The 16,992-nt window shown below is 58.3% G+C and carries 18 protein-coding genes; 12 read left to right on the top strand and 6 right to left on the bottom strand.

Features of this window, described 5'->3' with window-relative positions; all coding sequences use genetic code 11:
* Window positions 1-9 precede the first annotated feature (9 nt).
* The 7 genes from atpE to DWV57_RS12055 all read left to right on the top strand — a co-directional run bounded on the left by atpE (window position 10) and on the right by DWV57_RS12055 (window position 6,202).
* Window positions 10-237 carry an ATP synthase F0 subunit C gene (gene atpE / locus DWV57_RS12085; protein ID WP_118526424.1) on the top strand — a complete coding sequence of 76 codons (228 nt, stop codon included), beginning with the start codon at window positions 10-12 and terminating at the stop codon, window positions 235-237.
* Window positions 238-252: 15 nt separating this feature from the next.
* Window positions 253-750 (top strand): ATP synthase F0 subunit B, encoded by a 498-nt coding sequence (locus tag DWV57_RS12080; protein WP_120020924.1) that lies wholly within the window; start codon window positions 253-255, stop codon window positions 748-750.
* Entirely contained in the window at window positions 734-2,461 is a 1,728-nt protein-coding gene (gene atpA / locus DWV57_RS12075; protein WP_118526420.1) for a F0F1 ATP synthase subunit alpha, read from the top strand. The genes DWV57_RS12080 and atpA overlap by 17 nt, the downstream gene beginning before the upstream one ends.
* Entirely contained in the window at window positions 2,448-3,329 is an 882-nt protein-coding gene (gene atpG, locus DWV57_RS12070) for an ATP synthase F1 subunit gamma (protein WP_118526418.1), read from the top strand. Before atpA ends, atpG begins: the two co-directional genes overlap by 14 nt.
* 33 nt (window positions 3,330-3,362) lie before the next feature.
* Window positions 3,363-4,775 (top strand): F0F1 ATP synthase subunit beta, encoded by a 1,413-nt coding sequence (gene atpD, locus DWV57_RS12065; RefSeq protein WP_120020923.1) that lies wholly within the window; start codon window positions 3,363-3,365, stop codon window positions 4,773-4,775.
* A complete protein-coding gene (gene atpC / locus DWV57_RS12060) occupies window positions 4,775-5,182 on the top strand; it encodes an ATP synthase F1 subunit epsilon (RefSeq protein ID WP_005944484.1) in 408 nt (135 codons plus the stop codon). The genes atpD and atpC overlap by 1 nt, the downstream gene beginning before the upstream one ends.
* Before the next feature lie 171 nt (window positions 5,183-5,353).
* Window positions 5,354-6,202: a sugar phosphate isomerase/epimerase family protein gene (locus tag DWV57_RS12055; RefSeq protein ID WP_120020922.1), complete on the top strand. Its 849-nt coding sequence runs from the start codon at window positions 5,354-5,356 to the stop codon at window positions 6,200-6,202.
* Between the two features lie 161 nt (window positions 6,203-6,363).
* Here the strand turns inward: DWV57_RS12055 and DWV57_RS12050 are convergent, their stop codons facing one another.
* Genes DWV57_RS12050 through DWV57_RS12040 form a run of 3 tightly spaced genes read right to left on the bottom strand, consistent with a single transcriptional unit; the run spans window position 6,364 to window position 8,241 of the window.
* Window positions 6,364-7,176 (bottom strand): hypothetical protein, encoded by an 813-nt coding sequence (locus DWV57_RS12050; RefSeq protein ID WP_120020921.1) that lies wholly within the window; start codon window positions 7,174-7,176, stop codon window positions 6,364-6,366.
* On the bottom strand, window positions 7,170-7,871 hold the full coding sequence (locus DWV57_RS12045) for an ABC transporter ATP-binding protein (RefSeq protein WP_118526408.1): 702 nt from the start codon (window positions 7,869-7,871) through the stop codon (window positions 7,170-7,172). The genes DWV57_RS12050 and DWV57_RS12045 overlap by 7 nt, the downstream gene beginning before the upstream one ends.
* Entirely contained in the window at window positions 7,864-8,241 is a 378-nt protein-coding gene (locus tag DWV57_RS12040; protein ID WP_120020920.1) for a GntR family transcriptional regulator, read from the bottom strand. The genes DWV57_RS12045 and DWV57_RS12040 overlap by 8 nt, the downstream gene beginning before the upstream one ends.
* A 260-nt stretch (window positions 8,242-8,501) precedes the next feature.
* Between DWV57_RS12040 and fucO the strand changes: the two genes are divergently transcribed.
* From fucO to DWV57_RS12025, 3 genes are all read left to right on the top strand, one after another.
* Window positions 8,502-9,650, top strand: coding sequence for a lactaldehyde reductase (gene fucO, locus DWV57_RS12035; RefSeq protein ID WP_120020919.1), 1,149 nt, complete (start codon window positions 8,502-8,504; stop codon window positions 9,648-9,650).
* 167 nt (window positions 9,651-9,817) lie between these two features.
* A complete protein-coding gene (locus tag DWV57_RS12030) occupies window positions 9,818-11,125 on the top strand; it encodes a putative ABC transporter permease (RefSeq protein ID WP_118526404.1) in 1,308 nt (435 codons plus the stop codon).
* 240 nt (window positions 11,126-11,365) lie between these two features.
* Window positions 11,366-12,328, top strand: a complete 963-nt coding sequence (locus DWV57_RS12025; RefSeq protein ID WP_118526402.1) for a calcium/sodium antiporter — start codon at window positions 11,366-11,368, stop codon at window positions 12,326-12,328.
* Between the two features lie 54 nt (window positions 12,329-12,382).
* Here the strand turns inward: DWV57_RS12025 and DWV57_RS12020 are convergent, their stop codons facing one another.
* The 3 genes from DWV57_RS12020 to aroF form a co-directional block, all read right to left on the bottom strand.
* Window positions 12,383-13,465, bottom strand: a complete 1,083-nt coding sequence (locus tag DWV57_RS12020; protein WP_118526400.1) for an FAD:protein FMN transferase — start codon at window positions 13,463-13,465, stop codon at window positions 12,383-12,385.
* A complete protein-coding gene (locus tag DWV57_RS12015; protein ID WP_118526398.1) occupies window positions 13,462-13,884 on the bottom strand; it encodes a DUF3783 domain-containing protein in 423 nt (140 codons plus the stop codon). Before DWV57_RS12015 ends, DWV57_RS12020 begins: the two co-directional genes overlap by 4 nt.
* Before the next feature lie 217 nt (window positions 13,885-14,101).
* Window positions 14,102-15,115, bottom strand: a complete 1,014-nt coding sequence (gene aroF / locus DWV57_RS12010; protein WP_097776488.1) for a 3-deoxy-7-phosphoheptulonate synthase — start codon at window positions 15,113-15,115, stop codon at window positions 14,102-14,104.
* A 443-nt stretch (window positions 15,116-15,558) separates the two neighbouring features.
* Here aroF and ybaK point away from each other — a divergent pair, with 443 nt between their 5' ends.
* The gene (gene ybaK, locus DWV57_RS12005; protein WP_005944468.1) at window positions 15,559-16,041 is read left to right on the top strand and encodes a Cys-tRNA(Pro) deacylase; all 483 of its coding nucleotides are present in this window, start codon (window positions 15,559-15,561) and stop codon (window positions 16,039-16,041) included.
* Between the two features lie 446 nt (window positions 16,042-16,487).
* A complete protein-coding gene (gene purE, locus DWV57_RS12000; RefSeq protein ID WP_097775213.1) occupies window positions 16,488-16,988 on the top strand; it encodes a 5-(carboxyamino)imidazole ribonucleotide mutase in 501 nt (166 codons plus the stop codon).
* The last annotated feature ends 4 nt before the right edge of the window (window positions 16,989-16,992 follow it).

Below are 16,992 nucleotides of genomic sequence, written 5' to 3'. Positions count from 1 at the left end.
GATTTAACTATGAGCGGATTGGTTGCTCTGGGCGCTGGCATTGCAGCGCTGACCGGCATTGGCGGTGGTATTGGTATTGGTATTGCAACTGGCAAGGCAGCTGAGGCTATCAGCCGTCAGCCGGAAGCTTCCAGCAAGATCCAGACGAACCTGCTGCTGGGCGCTGCTCTGGCAGAAGGTACTGCAATTTTCGGCTTCGTCGTTGCACTGCTGATCATCCTGTTCCTGGGTCAGTAACGGAGGCGCGTACGAATGCTGAAGTTGGATATGAACCTGCTGTGGACCGTTGTGAACGTCCTCATCATGTATGCGCTGCTGCGTAAGTTCCTGTTCAAGCCTGTTCAGGATGTGATCGCAAAGCGCCAGCAGATGGTGGATGCAAGCATGGCTGATGCGCAGGAAGCAAAGAACAAGGCACAGGCTGCCTTGAATGCAGCAGAAGACAAGCTGCACAATGTGGATGTGGAAGCTGCTGCCCGCCGCGAGGCAAGTGAGCAGCTGGCTGAGAAACAGAAAGAACAGCTGCTGGCCGACGCACAGCGTCAGGCCGATGCCATCGTGGCCGAGGGCAAGGCAGCTGCAGAGGCAGAGCGTGCCAGCAAGCTGCGTCAGGCCGATGCTCAGATCGCTGACCTGACCCGTACCGTGTGCGCCAAGGTGCTGGAACGCAACCTGACGCAGCAGGACGATGCCCGTTTGCTGGACGACCTGCTGCAGAAAGCGGGGGACAGCGATGGCAAGCGCAGCTGAGACCTTGAAAGCATATCTGCACTGCGCCCGCACTCCCTCTGAGGAGGCGCTGCAGCGCATCCGCACCCAGCTCAAAAAGCAGTACGGCGCTGAGGTGGTGATCACCGTCAGCGTGGAGCCGGAGCTGATTTCCGGCTATGTGCTGCAGGTGGGCGACCAGGTGATCGACAACTCTGCAAAGCATATGCTGGAGAACATCACCGCAGGCACCCCCGATCTTGCCACCATGCAGACCCGCGCAGAGGACTACAAGCCCGCTGCCGAGGCTTCTGAGGGCGGTACGGTCATTTCCGCCGCCGACGGCGTTGTGGATGTCAAGGGCATGGACAAGGCCGTTTACGGCGAGATCGTTACCTTTGACACCGGTGCAAAGGGCATGGTGGAAAGTGTGGAACCCGATCATCTGGGTGTCATGCTGTTCGACGATATCGAGAAGGTGGGCGTGGGTACTCTGGTGACCCGCAGCGGCAAGCGTGCCGGCATCCCGGTGGGCGATGCCTTTCTGGGCCGTGTCATCAGCCCGCTGGGCGAGCCCATCGACGGAAAAGGCCCCATTGAAGCTGTGGGCTACAACCCCATCGAAAAGCAGGCTCCCGGCATTCTGGAGCGTCAGAGCGTGGATACTCCGCTCCACACCGGCATCCTCGCCATCGATTCCATGTTCCCCATCGGCCGCGGTCAGCGTGAGCTGATCATCGGCGACCGCCAGACCGGTAAGACCTCCATTGCCACCGATGCCATCCTGAACCAGAAGGACACCGGCGTGCTGTGCATCTATGTGGCCATCGGCCAGAAGGCTTCTTCCATCGCCCGCGTAGCAGGCGACCTGCAGAAGCACGGTGCCATGAGCTACACCACCATCGTGGCGGCAACTGCTTCGGATTCTGCTCCCCTGCAGTACATCGCACCCTATGCCGGCACCGCACTGGCCGAATACTTCATGTCCAAGGGCAAGAGCGTGCTGATCGTTTACGACGATCTGTCCAAGCATGCAGTGGCTTACCGTGCCATCTCTCTGCTGCTGCGCCGCTCTCCGGGCCGTGAGGCTTACCCCGGCGATGTATTCTATCTGCACTCCCGTCTGCTGGAGCGCTCCTGCCGCATGAGCGACAAGCTGGGCGGCGGTTCCATCACTGCACTGCCCATCGTTGAGACGCAGGCAGGCGATGTTTCCGCCTACATCCCCACCAACGTCATTTCCATCACCGATGGCCAGATCTTTTTGGAGAGCGCCCTGTTTAATGCAGGCAACCGCCCGGCTGTCAATGTGGGCCTGTCGGTGTCCCGTGTGGGCGGCGCTGCCCAGACCAAGGCCATGAAGAAGGCCAACGCAAACCTGCGTATCGAACTGGCACAGTACAAGGATATGGAGTCCTTTGCACAGTTCAGCTCTGATCTGGATGCAGAGACCCGCCGCCAGCTGGATCACGGCAAGGCACTGACGGAAATGCTCAAGCAGCCGCTGTACCAGCCCAAGTCCGATGCAGAGCAGGTGGTCACGCTGGTGCTGGCTTCCCACGGTATGCTGGATCAGCTGCCCACTGCCGAGCTGCGCGCCAAAACTTCCGCATTTGTGCGTCAGTTCCGCGCGGATGTGTCCGGTACGATGGATAAGATCACTGCTGCCGGCAAGCTCGAACCGGATATGGTCGATGCCATCCTGAACGCCTGGAAAGCTTATGCGGGAGGCGACAGCCATGCCGTCCAGTAAGCTGCTGAAGGAGCGCATTGAGAGCATTCAGGACACCATGAAGATCACGAACGCCATGTATCTGATCTCCTCGTCCAAGCTGCGCAAGGCGCGCAAGAACTACCAGAATGTGTCGCCCTACTTCAACCGTATGCGCGACACCATTTCCCGCGTGGTGCCCCACCTGCCGGAAGAGCCGGTGCATCCGTTCTTCCACGAGCGCAATATCGCAAACCCCAAGCGGGCCTACATTGTGCTGACGGCAGATAAGGGCATGGCAGGCGCTTACAACCAGAACATCATCAAGTTCCTCAAGGAAAATGCGGATGAGAACGACCGGTTCTATGTGATCGGTCAGACCGGCTACCGCGCCCTGTACCACAAGGACCCGCGTCTGGTGGAGGATTTCCACTACAGCGCTACCGAGCCTACGCTGCAGCGCGCCCGCGATATCACGGTGGATGCCATCGATGATTTCAAGACCGGCAAGCTGGATGAGATCTATCTCATCTATACCCGCATCGAGAATGCACTGACCAGCGAACCGACCATGGTGCGTCTGCTGCCGCTGGACCGCGCCCATCTTCAGCCCGCTCCCAAGGGTCTGGGCGACCCGAAGGGCGAGGTGGAGATGTTCCCGTCTGCATGGACGGTGTTCGAGCAGACCGCGCCCATCTACATGCACGGCATGATCTTTGGTGCCATGACCGAGAGCTTCTGCGCAGAGCAGAGCGCCCGCATGACCGCCATGGATTCCGCCACAAAGAGCGCCAACGATATGATCCGTGAGCTGCAGCTGGAGTACAACCGCACCCGTCAGGGCTCTATCACGCAGGAGATCACCGAGATCATCGGCGGTGCGGCTGCTGTGCAGAACCGGGCGGAATAAAACGTATTTACAAATTAGTATAGAGGCAATCGTATGATACAGGGAACTATTATTCGCGTAGCCGGCCCTGTGGTGGACGTGCAGTTCACCGCAGGCAGGCTGCCTGCCCTGCAGGAAGCGCTTACCGTGACCGCTGAGGGCACCGAGCGCACGATGGAAGTGACACAGCATGTCAACGAGACCACTGTGCGCTGCATCATGCTTTCCGCCAGCGAGGGTCTTGGCAAGGGCATGACCGTGACCGCTACCGGCCACGGCCTGACCGCACCGGTGGGCGAAGCCACGCTGGGCCGCATGTTCGACCCGCTGGGCAGACCCATCGACGGCAAGGGCTCTGTGGATGATGTGCCGCATTGGCCCATCCACCGCAAGGCCCCCAGCTTTGCGGAGCAGAAGCCCGCGACCGAGATCCTGGAGACCGGCATCAAGGTCATCGACCTGCTGGCCCCCTATGCAAAGGGCGGCAAGATCGGTCTGTTCGGCGGTGCAGGCGTCGGCAAGACCGTGCTGATTCAGGAACTGATCCATAACGTGGCCACCGAGCACGGCGGCTACTCCATCTTCACCGGCGTGGGCGAGCGCTCCCGCGAGGGCTGCGACCTTTGGGGCGAGATGAACGAGTCCGGTGTTCTGAATAAGACCGCACTGGTCTTTGGTCAGATGAACGAACCTCCCGGAGCACGTATGCGTGTTGCCGAGACCGGCCTGACCATGGCAGAGTACTTCCGTGAGGAGACCCACAAGGACGTGCTGCTGTTCATTGATAACATTTTCCGCTTCGTGCAGGCAGGCTCCGAGGTGTCCGCCTTGATGGGTCGTATGCCTTCTGCTGTGGGCTACCAGCCCACTCTGGCCAACGAGCTGGGCGCTCTGCAGGAGCGCATCACCTCCACCAAGGAAGGCTCCATCACCTCTGTGCAGGCCGTCTACGTCCCCGCCGACGACCTGACCGACCCAGCCCCCGCCACCACCTTTGCACATCTGGATGCCACTACCGTGCTGTCCCGTAAGATCGTGGAGCAGGGCATTTACCCGGCCGTGGACCCGCTGGCATCCACCTCCCGCATTCTGGAAGCGGATATCGTGGGCGAGGAGCACTATCGCGTGGCCCGCAAGGTGCAGTCCATTCTGCAGCGCTATCAGGAGCTGCAGGACATCATCGCCATTCTGGGCATGGACGAGCTGGACGAGAACGACAAGCTCACCGTCGCCCGCGCCCGCAAGCTGCAGAAGTTCCTGTCCCAGCCCTTTGCTGTGGCCGAGAACTTTACCGGCCTGAAGGGCAAGTATGTGCCCCTGCAGGATACCGTGCGCAGCTTTGCCGCCATTGTGGACGGCGAAGCCGACGACCTGCCGGAGTGGGCGTTCTTCAACGTTGGTACGCTGGAAGATGCCCGCCAGAAGGCAGCGGAAAAGCTGGCTGAGGAAAAGGGCGGTGCCGTCTGATGAACAAGTTCATGCTGAACATCACTGCGTCCAGCGGTGAGTACTATCAGGGCGATTGCGAAGACCTTGTGTTGCCCATCAGCGATGGCGTGTACGGCATACAGGCCGGACACAGCCCGGTGCTGGTGGCCATCCACATGGGCATCCTGCACTTTGAGGTGAACGGTGAAAGCCGGGACATCCTGGTAGGCGACGGCATTGCCGAGGTGACGCCTGCCTACGTGATGGTGCTGGTGGACAGCGCCGAGCGCCCGGAGGATATCGACAAGAACCGTGCCGAGGCTGCCCGCATCCGTGCCGAGGAGCGTTTGCAGCATCAGCAGAGCATGCATGAATATTATCAGAGCAAGATCGCGCTCGACCGTGCGATGCAGCGCCTGCAGGCCGCTGCAAAGTACCGTCGCTGAGAATGAGCCGCATCTGCCAGGACCAGATCTGCAAAAAGAGCATCATTTGTATCCATTGAGGGTGCAAAGTGATGCTCTTTTTTGTTTCAGGAGGTTCCATGGAACGCAGCTTTCGTGTATAATAAGGTCAATGCAACCCCGCGTGTTGTGCGGGAAAGGAGGAGGTTTTCCATGATCCAATTCGGCCTGCGTCTGCATGACGCGGAAAAGCTGCCTGTTGAACAGGTGCTGCCGCTGGTGCGCCGGAAAGGCTTTACCTGCGCCCATGTGGCTCTGAGCAAATCCTTCAAGGAGCTGCCCTGCACCCCCAGCGCCCTGACCCCCGGCTATGCGCTGTATCTGCGGCATCTGTTTGAGAAAAACGGCATCGACATTGCCGTGTTGGGCAACTACCTGAACCTTGCCCACCCGGATGCGGATGCCCTGCACGCCATTCAGGAAAAATACTATGCGCACATCCGCTTTGCAAGCCTGCTGGGCTGCGGCATGGTGGGCACCGAGACCGGTGCGCCCAACGCAGAGTACAAGTTCTGCCCGGAGTGCCGCAGCGATGCCGCACTTTCCACCTTTATCAAGAACTTCAAGCCGGTGGTGCGCTGCGCCGAGCAGTATGGCGTGACCATTGCCATTGAGCCGGTGGTCAAGCACATCGTGTACGATGCCAGACGCGCCCGCACTGTGCTGGACGAGATCGGCAGCCCGAACCTGCAGATCCTGTTCGACCCCGTCAACCTGCTGAACATGGAAAATGTGGACCGCCGCGAGGAAGTGTTCGCCGAGGCCATCGAGCTTCTGGGCAAGGACATCGCCATGATCCACTTCAAAGATTTCCTGCGCAAGGATGCGGGCGGCCAGCTGGCTGCTACGGGTGCAGGGCAGGGAGGCATGGAGGACTACCGCACCATCCTGCGCTTTGCAAAGCAGGAAAAGCCCTATATCTTTGCAACGCTGGAGAATACCACCCCGGAAAACGCGGTGGAATGCCTGAACTACCTGAAAAAGCAGTACGACGAGTGCTGAACACTTTATAACAAGAAAAACATCTGCAAACTTTGCCCGGAATGGGGCAGCTTGCAGATGTTTTTTGTATCAGATGAAGTTTATGGTTCGGCCTTTTACAAATAGCAATTAAGAAGTAGTTTCGCTGAAAATGCCCAGAGCGAAAGCGGAGGACATTAAAATTATTCCAGATTCAGCTTATGCTCCATCAGCCAGCGGGTCAGCAGGAAGTACCCTGCGGCAAAGGCAATGCTGACCGCCAGCCCGAACAGGGTGGTGAAAGCACTGGGCGCAGCAATGGAGATGTCCACGCCGCCAAGGGTGGGATAGGAAACAGCCTGCAGCATGTCGGCACTGCTGACACCGGAGCTCAGCCAGCTCTGCAGGAAGGACAGCAGGAAAAATGCCAGAATACCGGCCGGGACCATGTGCTTTTTGAACTGGTGGCCGATCATGCATGCGGCATAGATGCACAGGATGCTGGACACCAGTGCCACCAGCCCGTTCAGCGTTTCAAAGGCCAGCCAGAGCCACCCGGAGCTGCCGGTCATGCGGAAGATCTCTCGGAAGATCTCTACCACTTTCTGCCACAGCTCCGGCAGCTGCTGCAGGGCCGCGCTGTTCAGAGACAGAGCCAGCAGCATCACCGCAAAGGAGAAAATACCCACGATGCCGCTGCAAAGCATCCAGACCACGCTGGAGATCAGCTTGGAAAGGATGAGCTGGCTTTCCGTCACCGGCAGGGTGTGCATCAGGTAGCCTTCGCGGCCCAGCAGATTGCGGGTGAAGCGGGTCACAATGGTCATCACGGACACCACTGCCACTGCAACGGCTACGACCATGTAGGCGAACAGCAGCAGAGATGCAAAGTTGTCCTTGGAAGAGCTGCGCAGGGAAAAGCCGCTCAGCACTGCCAGCGCAACAAGGGCCAGATACAGCCCGCCATAGGTGCGGCCGGTGGCCTTGAATTCATATTTTAACAGTTGTTTCAGCATTTGAATACCTCCCGGAAATATGCATCCACGCTCATGCCCTCGGTCTCGCGCAGCTCTTCGGCATTGCGGTGGGCGAACACCCGGCCATCCTTCAAAAAGACGGCTTCGTCCAGAATTGGCTCGATATCGCCGATGAGGTGGGTGGATAGAATGACGGTCGCATCCCGGCTGTAGTTGTTCAGGATGGTGCTCAGGATATAGTCCCGGGCAGCAGGGTCCACGCCGCCAATGGGCTCATCCAGCAGGTAGAGCTTTGCGGCACGGCTCATGGCAAGGATCAGCTGCACCTTTTCCTTGCTGCCCTTGGAGAGGGTCTTGAGCCGCGCCTTCGGTTCCAGTTCCAGCCGGGCCAGCATTTCGTTTGCCTTAGCGGGGTCAAAATCGGCATAAAATTCGTGGAACATTTCCACCAGCTGCTCCACACGCATCCAGTCCGGCAGCCAGTCAGCATCCGGCAGATAGGACACGATGGCTTTGGTGTCCGGCCCGGGGGTCATGCCGGCGATCCGGATGCTGCCTGCACTGGGCTGCAGCAGACCGTTTGCCAGCTTGATGAGGGTGGTCTTGCCGCTGCCGTTGGGGCCAAGCAGCCCCACGATGCGGCCAAAGCCGATGTGCAGGTCTACATTTTCCAGTGCGGTCTTATCCTTCTGGTAGCACTTGGTCAGTGCTTCACAGCTCAAAAGTTCACTCATTGCGGTCCTCCTTTGCGTCCCAGTGTTCCAAAAGCGCGGCTGCCTGTGCGGGACTGTAGCCGATGCCGCGCATCTTTTCCAGAAAATCCGACGCCAGCGTCCGGGCGGTGTCGGCACGAAGCTGTTCGATCAATGCAGTATCCTCCGTAACATAGCGGCCTGCGGTGCGTTCGGTGTGCACCAGCCCCTCCGTTTCCAGCTGGGCAAGGGCACGCTGCATCGTGTTTGGGTTCACCCCGGCGGCTGCGGCCAGATCACGCACCGAATCCAGATGCCCGCCCGGCGGGTAGGTGCCGGCCAGGATCCGGGCCTTCAGCCGTTCCACAAGCTGTGCATAGATCGGGCGGCTGGCATCAAACTGTTCGCCCATGGTATCATCTCCTTGTCTTGATGTATTAAGCGCTTGATACAATAATACACGATTTGCTCTGTTTGTCAAGGGGAAAAAGAAAAAACAACATAAAACTGTGGGAAATTGGAAAAAGTGCCCATAAAACACTGCACATTGATAAAAATTTACAATAAATTCAAATAATTTCACATTGCAAAGCTTTTGACAATGTGCTATGCTGAAAAACAGAGAGCTCCGCCCGGAAAGCGGCGGAAAAGAGATTTGGAGGAAAAATAACTATGGCTGACCGCATCGTTCTGAATACCATCTCCTACCATGGCCACGGTGCCATTGAGAACATCGTTCCCGAACTGACCGCCCGCGGCTACAAGAAGGCATTCGTCTGCTCCGATCCCGACCTGATCAAGTTCGGCGTCACCAAGAAGGTCACCGATCTGCTGGATGCTGCAAACTTTGCCTACGCTGTTTACAGCGAGATCAAGCCCAACCCCACCATCGCCAACGTGCAGGACGGCGTGGCCGCTTTCAAGGCTGCTGAGGCTGACTGCATCGTGACCATCGGCGGCGGCTCCTCCATGGATACCGCAAAGGCCATCGGCATCATCATCAATAACCCCGAGTTTGCGGATGTCCGCTCTCTGGAAGGCGTTGCTCCCACCAAGAAACACGCTGTGTTCACCATCGCTGTTCCCACCACCGCCGGCACTGCTGCTGAGGTCACCATCAACTACGTCATCACCGATGTGGAGAAGAAGCGCAAGTTCGTCTGCGTGGATACCAACGATATCCCCGAGATCGCCGTGGTCGATCCCGATATGATGTCCTCCATGCCCAAGGGCCTGACCGCCGCCACCGGCATGGACGCTCTGACCCACGCCATCGAGGGCTACATTACCAAGGGCCACTGCGTCATCTCTGATATGTTCCATCTGGAAGCCATCAAGCTCATCAGCCAGAGCCTGCGCGGCGCAGTGCAGAACACCCCGGAAGGCCGCGAGGGCATGGCTCTGGGCCAGTACATCGCCGGCATGGGCTTCTCCAATGTGGGTCTGGGCATCGTGCACTCCATGGCACACGGCCTGTCCGCTCTGTATGATACCCCGCACGGTGTGGCCTGCGCCATCCTGCTGCCGGTGGGTCTGGAGTACAACAAGAGCGTCGCCGGTGAGCGCTACCGCGCCGTGGGCAAGGCCATGGGCGTTGTGGGCATCGATGAGATGAACGATGTGGAAGCCGCCGATGCAACCATCGCCGCCGTCAAGCAGCTGGGCGCAGACGTGGGCATCCCCGCAAATCTGCACGGCATCCTGAAGGAAGAGGATATCCAGTTCCTCGCCGAGTCCGCATTTGCAGATGCCTGCCGTCCCGGCAATCCCCGCGACACCAGCGTGGAGGAGATCGTGGAGCTGTATAAGAGCCAGCTGTGAGCTGTAAACTGAATCAATAAGAAAGGGCCGCTGTGCGTTTGAATGCACGGCGGCCCTTTTTGCAGGCAGGACGGCTTTTGTGAATTTTTCACAACAGCTCTTGTAGAATATGCTTAAACCGGGTACAATCAGTGTATCGACAAAATTCCACAAGCGAAAGGATGCCTATGACGCTGAACTTCTATACTCTGGGTGTTATTTATCTAGTATATTCCTTTCTGGGCTGGGTGGCTGAGACGGTAGTCGCGACCATCCGGGGCGGAAGGTTTGCCAACCGCGGTGCGGCGGCAGGCCCGTTCTGCTTTATCTACGGTACCACCGGTGTGCTGCTGGCCGTGAGTTTCAGCGACCTGCGCACCGAGCCGGTCTACCTGTTCTTTGCCTGTATGATGGCGGCAACGGTGATGGAATGGATCACCGCCAAGCTGCTGGAACGCCTGCACCGCCGCAAGTGGTGGGACTATTCCGGAAAAAAATTCAATCTGAACGGCTATGTGTGCCTGCAGTATTCGCTGCTGTGGGGTGCGCTGGGCACGGCAAGTGTGCTGTGGGGCAATAATGTGTTGCTGCAGCTGTGCGCGCATATCCCTGTCTGGCTGCTGCGCCCGGCAGTATGGGTCTCGCTGACGGTGGCGGTACTGGACCAGATCGGTTCGGCGGTGCTGGTGCAGCAGTATGCGGCCCGGCACCCGATGCTGGAGCAGCTCAACCAGAGACTGGGGGAGCGGTCGGACACGCTGCGCCGCAGGATCGCGCTTTACATTGAAAAACGCATCCAGTATGCTTACCCGGCTGCGGCCCGGCAGGAGCAGACTGCGCTCCGGAAGGGGGAAAAGAACTTTCTCAGCGTGTCCGACCTGCTGTGGCTGTTCGTGATCGGCGCGTTTCTGGGCGACATGGTGGAGACGGTGTTCTGCCGCGTGACGGCAGGCGTGTGGATGAGCCGCTCCAGTCTGGTCTGGGGGCCGTTCAGCGTGGTGTGGGGGCTGGCACTGGTGATGGCTACAGTGCTGCTGCGGCAGGAAAAGGACAAAAGCGACCGCTATCTGTTCGCCTTCGGCACCGTCATGGGCGGTGTGTACGAATACGTGTGCAGCGCCGTCACCGAGCTGCTGTTCGGCACCGTGTTCTGGGACTACAGCAAGTTCAAGTTCAATCTGGGCGGGCGCATCAACCTGCTGTACTGCTTTTTCTGGGGCATTGCAGCGGTGGCGTGGATGCGCTACGGCTATCCGCTGGTGGAAAAGGGCATGGCAAAGGTGCGCAGCCATATCCGCCCGTGGGTAACTGCGGTGCTGGCCGTATTCATGGCGGTGAACATGCTCACCAGTGCGCTGGCCCTTGCCCGCTACGATGCCCGCACCAGCGGCGAAGCGCCCAAAAACAGCATCGATACGCTGCTGGATGCGCATTTTGACGATGCCCGCATGGAGCGCATTTATCCCAATGCCAAAAAAGTAGCCAAGGCTGGCTGAAATTTCAACGTTCCTCTTGCACTTTGGTGCAAAAACCGGTATAATACGTTTCGGATAAAAGGGAGTAAAGGGCGCTCGTTTTGCAAAAACGGTGCGCTGTGGCGCAGCGACATCCCGGCAGAAATGCCCGCTGTGTCACCGGATGCTTGAGACTTTTATTACACCTTCCCATTTCTGGGCAGGATGTAATAAAGGTCTCTTTTTTATTGCCGCTCTGCCAAAAACAAAAGGAGAAAAACTATGCTCATTCCTGTTTTGCTGTTCATCGTGGGCCTGCTGTGCCTCATCAAGGGCGGTGACTGGTTCGTGGATGGTGCCACGGGCATTGCCCGTCGCTTCCATGTGCCGGAGCTGCTCATCGGTGCCACCGTGGTGTCCATCGGCACCACCCTGCCGGAGGTGATGGTCTCCACCACCTCGGCTCTCACCGGCCACGGCGAGATCGCCTACGGCAACGCCATCGGTTCGATCATCTGCAATGCATCGCTCATTGCGGCCATCACCATTGCGGTGAAGCCGGGCAAGGTAGACCCCAAGAGCCTGCGCACGCCGGTGCTTTTTTTCTTTGTGGCAGCGGCCTTCTATGCCGGGGTGGCCTACACCACCGGCTACTTCTCCCGCCCGGTGGGCCTGATCCTTCTGGCCATGTTCGCAGCGTATATCATCTGCAACGTGATGGCCATGAAGAACGCCCCCGCCCCGGAAGAAGAGGAAGAACCGGAAGAAAATGCATCCTTTGCCAAGGAGCTGGGTTTGCTGGCCGTGGGCGCGGTGCTCATTGCTGTGGGCGCGAATCTGCTGGTGGATAACGGCACCCTGATCGCACAGGCACTGGGCGTGCCGGAGTCGGTGATCGCGCTCACCTTTGTGGCACTGGGCACCTCGCTGCCGGAGCTGGTAACGGCCATCACCTCGCTGGCAAAGGGCCACGGTGCACTTTCGCTGGGCAATGTCATTGGTGCAAACGTGTTCAATTTGGTTCTGGTGAGCGGTGTTTCCGCCGCGGTGGCACCCTTCACCATCCCGCAGAACTCCCTGCTCTTCGGCCACAATGCATCGCTGGTGCTGGAGTTCCCGGTCATGTTCGCCGTGATGCTGCTGCTCACCCTGCCCGCCCTCTTCAAGGGCAAGCTGAGCCGCCCGCAGGGCATTGCGCTGCTGTGCATCTACGCTGCATTCTGTGTGGTGCAGTTCACCATCTGATAAAACGGCAAAAGGCCGACGCAGTGCTGCGTCGGCCTTTTGCCGTTTTAAGGGTTACTTTTTCAAATGGGAATCCCAGCCGGAAGAGGTGATGACCTGCTGATCCGGTGTGCACCACATGGCTTCCACGCCGTCCAGACTTTCCACGATCTTCATCCCGTCCTCCAGCGGCTGGCAGAACAGGCCGGTGGTCAGGCAGTCGGCAAGGCCGGAGTCGCTGCACAGCACGGTCACGCCGTTAAAGTAGGCAGCGGGGAACAGGGTGCTCGGGTCGATCAGGTGGTGGTAGCGCTTGCCGTCCACCACGTAGTAGCGCTGGTAGTCGCCGCTGGTCACAAGGGCCATATCGCTCATGTTGATGGCACCGTCCAGCATGGAATCCGAGGTGTATACATCCGAAGAACTCCACGGGTTTTCCACGCCGCCGGTCCACTGGCTGCCGTCCGGTTTTACACCAATGGCGCGCAGGTTGCCGCCCACGCTCACCAGAGCGCTGGTCAGGCCGCGGGCCTCGGCAGCCTGACACACCATTTCCACGGCGTAGCCCTTGCCCACGCTGCCCACATCCAGCGACATTTCCGGGTCGGCCAGATAAACGGTCTTGGCATCCGCGTCGATGATCACGTTGTTGATATCACAGTGCTGGGCGGCTGCTTCCAGCTCTTCCATGGTGGGCAGCTTGTTGTCGGCATCCGTCTCGGCGGCTTCGGCAGCTTCGCGGTAATTGTGCCAGATATTCAGCACGCTGCCCATGGCAATGTTCAGCTTGCCGTTGGTGGTCTGGTACATCTGGTCGGCCAGCTCCAGCATGGAGAGGATGCGGTCGTCCACCTCCACCGGAGCGCTGCCGGCATTGTCGTTGATGGTCTTGACGTTAGTCACGCCGGGGTAATCGTTGTAGATATCATACAGCTGATTATAGGTAATAAGGTCTGCGTGCAGGGCATCCATCTGGGTGTTGAATTCTTCCTCGCTCTCGCAGTAGGCGATCACCTGCGTTACGGTATCGAACACATCATAAAAAACGGTGGAATAGCGGGTAAGCTCTTTCTTTTTGGAGGCACAGCCTGCCAGCAGGCTCAGGCAGAGCACCCCGGCCAGCAGGGCGCTGACGAAACGGTTTGCGCGGGTCTTCATACGGTGTGGTTCTCCTTTGCGGCGGTAAAGGCGGCGTGCTCCTCCTGCAGGTGGGCCAGCAGATCGCCGAACACCCAGCTGCGGTTTGAGGGAGTCACAACGGCCTTGAGCGGAATGGTGACCTGTGCCTGCTTCATCAGATCCAGCAGGGTGTCCACATCCTTCTCCTTGAAGTTGGCCAGAACCACTGCCGGCGGGTAGGCACCCGGCTCCAGCACCAGCGTGCGGGCGGCCTTGGTCTCCACCTCGCCCAGCAGCTGGGCCACGGTCTTGCCCGCATCGGCAGGGGAGACGAGCAGCAGCTTCATGCCAAAAGCAGGAGCCATGCCTTCCAGCTTGCCGCGGTCGGCGGGGGAAAGGTTCCAGCCCAGAACCAGCGGGACACCGGCGTTCTGGTTGCGTGCGATATGTGCTTTCATAATGATACCTCTTTTTAAAGGACAGATTCAAAATACACTATAGTATACCATAAATAAGAGCAAAAGAAAACAAAAACTCCCCCAGTCATCGCTGCGCGATGCCAGCCCCCTCAAAGATGGGGCCTTTGACAGAACCGGAAAGTTTTTTCGGTTCGCCAGAGGCTCCCTCCTTGAGGGAGCTGTCTGCGCAGCAGACTGAAGGAGGATGTAAAATGCCTTAGTTCAGCTTTTTGCCAAAGAACTCCACTTCCTTGCCAATGAACTGCATCAGCTCGTCGAACTGGTCAGGGGTCAGGCTCTGGGCACCATCGCACTTTGCCTTGGCGGGGTTGTTGTGCACCTCGATCATCAGGCCATCGGCACCGGCAGCAACAGCGGCCTTTGCCAGCTCCGGCACCATCCATGCGTGGCCGCAGGCATGGCTGGGGTCCACAATAACGGGAAGGTGGGTCATCTTGTGCAGCATCACCACACCGGCAAGGTCGAGGGTGTTGCGCATGCTGGTCTCAAAGGTGCGGATGCCGCGCTCACAGAGGATGACGTTCTCGTTGCCCTCAGCCATGATGTACTCGGCGCTCATCACGAACTCTTCCAGCGTATTGGCAAGGCCGCGCTTGAGCAGCACCGGCTTGTTCTGACGGCCGACGGCCTTGAGCAGCTCAAAGTTCTGCATGTTGCGGGCACCCACCTGAATGAGGTCTACATTCTCGAACAGGGGCAGGTGCTCGGTGTTCATGATCTCGGTCACGATGGGAGCACCGGTGGCACGGCGTGCCAGCTTGAGCAGGTCGAGGCCCTCGCTGCGCATACCCTGAAAGGAGTAGGGCGAGGTGCGGGGCTTGAATGCGCCGCCGCGCAGCAGGGAAGCACCCGCAGCCTTTACGCGCTGTGCGCAGTAGGTGATCTGCTCCTCGCTCTCAATGCTGCAGGGGCCGGCGATCACGGCAAAGCTGCCGCCGCCGATCTTTACGCCGTCCACATCGATCACGCTGTCGTCCGGGTGGAACTTGCGGTTGGCCTTCTTATAAGGCTCGGTCACGCGGCGGCAGGTCTCCACCACCGGGTTTGCCAGCACCCAGCTCTCGGCCACGGCCTTGGTGTCGCCGATCAGGCCCAGAATGTGGCTCTCACTGCCCTTGGAATCGTTGATCTGCAGGCCCATATCCTGCAGTTCGTGGCAGAACTCGCGTACCTGTACCTCAGGTGCGTCCTGTTTGAGTACGATGATCATAGTGTTTTGTCTCCTTTGCCTTATCGTGTGAAACGGCGAGGGAGACCGGCTCCTTTGCCGCAGCTTGCAGTGTCAAACTTCAGGGTTCTGAAGTGTGTGACGCTATGATATCACTTCAGGAAACTGAAGTCAAGAGAATTTTGAATTTTTTTGAAGAAAGTGGTAGAATAGAAAAAACTCCTTCAGTCCCGCATACGCTCGACAGCTCCCTCTGAGAGGGCGCCCTTGGCAAAACAGGAAACGTTGTGTGGGCTGCCAAAGCCTCCCTCAATGAGAAAGACTTCCCCCGGCCGGGACAGATTCTCCCCGCGCCGGGGAGAAATGTCACCACAGGTGACAAAGAGAGGAACAGATGTCACGCAAGTGACAAAAAGGGGAGCAGTGGCATCGCGTAGCGATGACGGAAGGAGTCTGTTTAATGCAATCAGAAGGGGATATCAGAGATGGGAAAAGAAGCAAAAACCAATGCCATGCGCATTCTGGAACGTGAAAAGGTGCCCTACACCGCCCACGAGTACGCTCATGAAGAGGGCGTTGCCGTGGCAGGTGTGGATGTGGCCGGCAGCATGGGCGAAGACCCTGCCTGCGTGTATAAGACGCTGGTGACGCAGGGCAATAGCAAAAACTATTTTGTGTTCGTCATTCCGGTGGCAGCAGAGCTGGACCTGAAAGCCGCTGCCCGCAGTGTGGGCGAAAAAAGCGTTGCCATGATCCATGTGGCCGATATCAACAAGGTCACCGGCTATGTGCGCGGTGGCTGCAGCCCGGTAGGCATGAAAAAGCAGTATAAGACCGTGTTCGATGAGAGCGTGCTGACGCAGGAGAAGGTCTATGTCTCCGGCGGGCGCATCGGCACGCAGGTGTGCTGTGCCCCAGCGGACCTCATCCGTGCTGCACGGGCAATTACAGCAAAAATTATTTTTTAAAAAAGTCCGTCTATTGTACAAAAAGTTAACGCATCCTATTTACATAAAATATACTTAAAATATAAGTCATACTTAAAAAGAAAAACAATGTCGAAACTGCACAAAACTTTTGAAAGTTTTTTGACGGCATGAAAACACAAGGTAGAATTTGTGGGAACACTCTTTTCAAAGATGTTTTTTTGCCGTAAACTGTATGTAGTACAGGGACGGCGGCCCGCAGAAAGGGCTTTTCCGCCGCCTGAAAACGCAAGCACAAGGAACTGCGGAGGAGAACTTCAATGATGAAGATGCTGCCGGGTCTCATGGGTCGAAACAACATTCGGGCATGTCAGGGGCATCGTGCAACTTTGTGCAAAGCGTCGGGAGAGCATACGCAGAATTAAAGGCCGTGGTACGGGTGTACCGCAGCCTTTTTTGTTTGTCGGTTGAGAAAGAGAGGTTTGGATATGGTTCGTAAAGTGGCTGTGATCATGGGTTCTGACAGCGATTGGCCGGTGGTAAAGGGCGCATGTGCCCAGCTGAAAGCGCTGGACATCCCTTTTGAGGCGCACATCCTTTCGGCACACCGCACCCCTGCCGGGGCAGCGGAGTTTGCCAAAAGCGCCCGTGCCAACGGCTTCGGCGTGATCCTGTGCGCAGCAGGCATGGCAGCACATCTGGCGGGTGCCTTTGCTGCCAACACCACCCTGCCGGTGATCGGCATTCCCATGAAGGGCGGTGCCATGGACGGCATGGATGCCCTGCTTGCCACGGTGCAGATGCCCAGCGGCATCCCGGTGGCAACGGTGGCTCTGAACGGTGCCAAGAACGCCGCATGGCTGGCTGCGGAAATTCTAGCTTTGAGCGACGACGCTCTGGCCGAAAAGCTGGCAGCAGAGCGCACCGCCATGGCCGCACAGATCGCTGCCAAAGAGGAAAAGCTGCAGGCTGAGATCGCCCAGCTGTAAAGGA

The sequence above is a fragment of the Faecalibacterium sp. AF10-46 genome, from assembly GCF_003604105.1.
Lineage (GTDB): Bacteria > Bacillota > Clostridia > Oscillospirales > Ruminococcaceae > Faecalibacterium > Faecalibacterium taiwanense.
The sequence above is the reverse complement of the archived record's forward strand: the minus strand, read 5'-3'. Positions and strand labels throughout refer to the sequence as shown.

Coding starts and splice junctions, on each gene's coding strand:
- atpG (WP_118526418.1), top strand. CDS start 2,448: ATGCCGTCCAGTAAGCTGCTGAAGGAGCGCATTGAGAGCATTCAGGAC.
- DWV57_RS12040 (WP_120020920.1), bottom strand. CDS start 8,241: ATGGGCGAACAGTTTGATGCCAGCCGCCCGATCTATGCACAGCTTGTG.
- DWV57_RS12025 (WP_118526402.1), top strand. CDS start 11,366: ATGCTCATTCCTGTTTTGCTGTTCATCGTGGGCCTGCTGTGCCTCATC.
- DWV57_RS12080 (WP_120020924.1), top strand. CDS start 253: ATGCTGAAGTTGGATATGAACCTGCTGTGGACCGTTGTGAACGTCCTC.
- purE (WP_097775213.1), top strand. CDS start 16,488: ATGGTTCGTAAAGTGGCTGTGATCATGGGTTCTGACAGCGATTGGCCG.
- fucO (WP_120020919.1), top strand. CDS start 8,502: ATGGCTGACCGCATCGTTCTGAATACCATCTCCTACCATGGCCACGGT.
- atpA (WP_118526420.1), top strand. CDS start 734: ATGGCAAGCGCAGCTGAGACCTTGAAAGCATATCTGCACTGCGCCCGC.
- DWV57_RS12055 (WP_120020922.1), top strand. CDS start 5,354: ATGATCCAATTCGGCCTGCGTCTGCATGACGCGGAAAAGCTGCCTGTT.
- DWV57_RS12050 (WP_120020921.1), bottom strand. CDS start 7,176: ATGCTGAAACAACTGTTAAAATATGAATTCAAGGCCACCGGCCGCACC.
- atpC (WP_005944484.1), top strand. CDS start 4,775: ATGAACAAGTTCATGCTGAACATCACTGCGTCCAGCGGTGAGTACTAT.
- DWV57_RS12020 (WP_118526400.1), bottom strand. CDS start 13,465: ATGAAGACCCGCGCAAACCGTTTCGTCAGCGCCCTGCTGGCCGGGGTG.
- atpE (WP_118526424.1), top strand. CDS start 10: ATGAGCGGATTGGTTGCTCTGGGCGCTGGCATTGCAGCGCTGACCGGC.
- aroF (WP_097776488.1), bottom strand. CDS start 15,115: ATGATCATCGTACTCAAACAGGACGCACCTGAGGTACAGGTACGCGAG.
- atpD (WP_120020923.1), top strand. CDS start 3,363: ATGATACAGGGAACTATTATTCGCGTAGCCGGCCCTGTGGTGGACGTG.
- DWV57_RS12045 (WP_118526408.1), bottom strand. CDS start 7,871: ATGAGTGAACTTTTGAGCTGTGAAGCACTGACCAAGTGCTACCAGAAG.
- ybaK (WP_005944468.1), top strand. CDS start 15,559: ATGGGAAAAGAAGCAAAAACCAATGCCATGCGCATTCTGGAACGTGAA.
- DWV57_RS12030 (WP_118526404.1), top strand. CDS start 9,818: ATGACGCTGAACTTCTATACTCTGGGTGTTATTTATCTAGTATATTCC.
- DWV57_RS12015 (WP_118526398.1), bottom strand. CDS start 13,884: ATGAAAGCACATATCGCACGCAACCAGAACGCCGGTGTCCCGCTGGTT.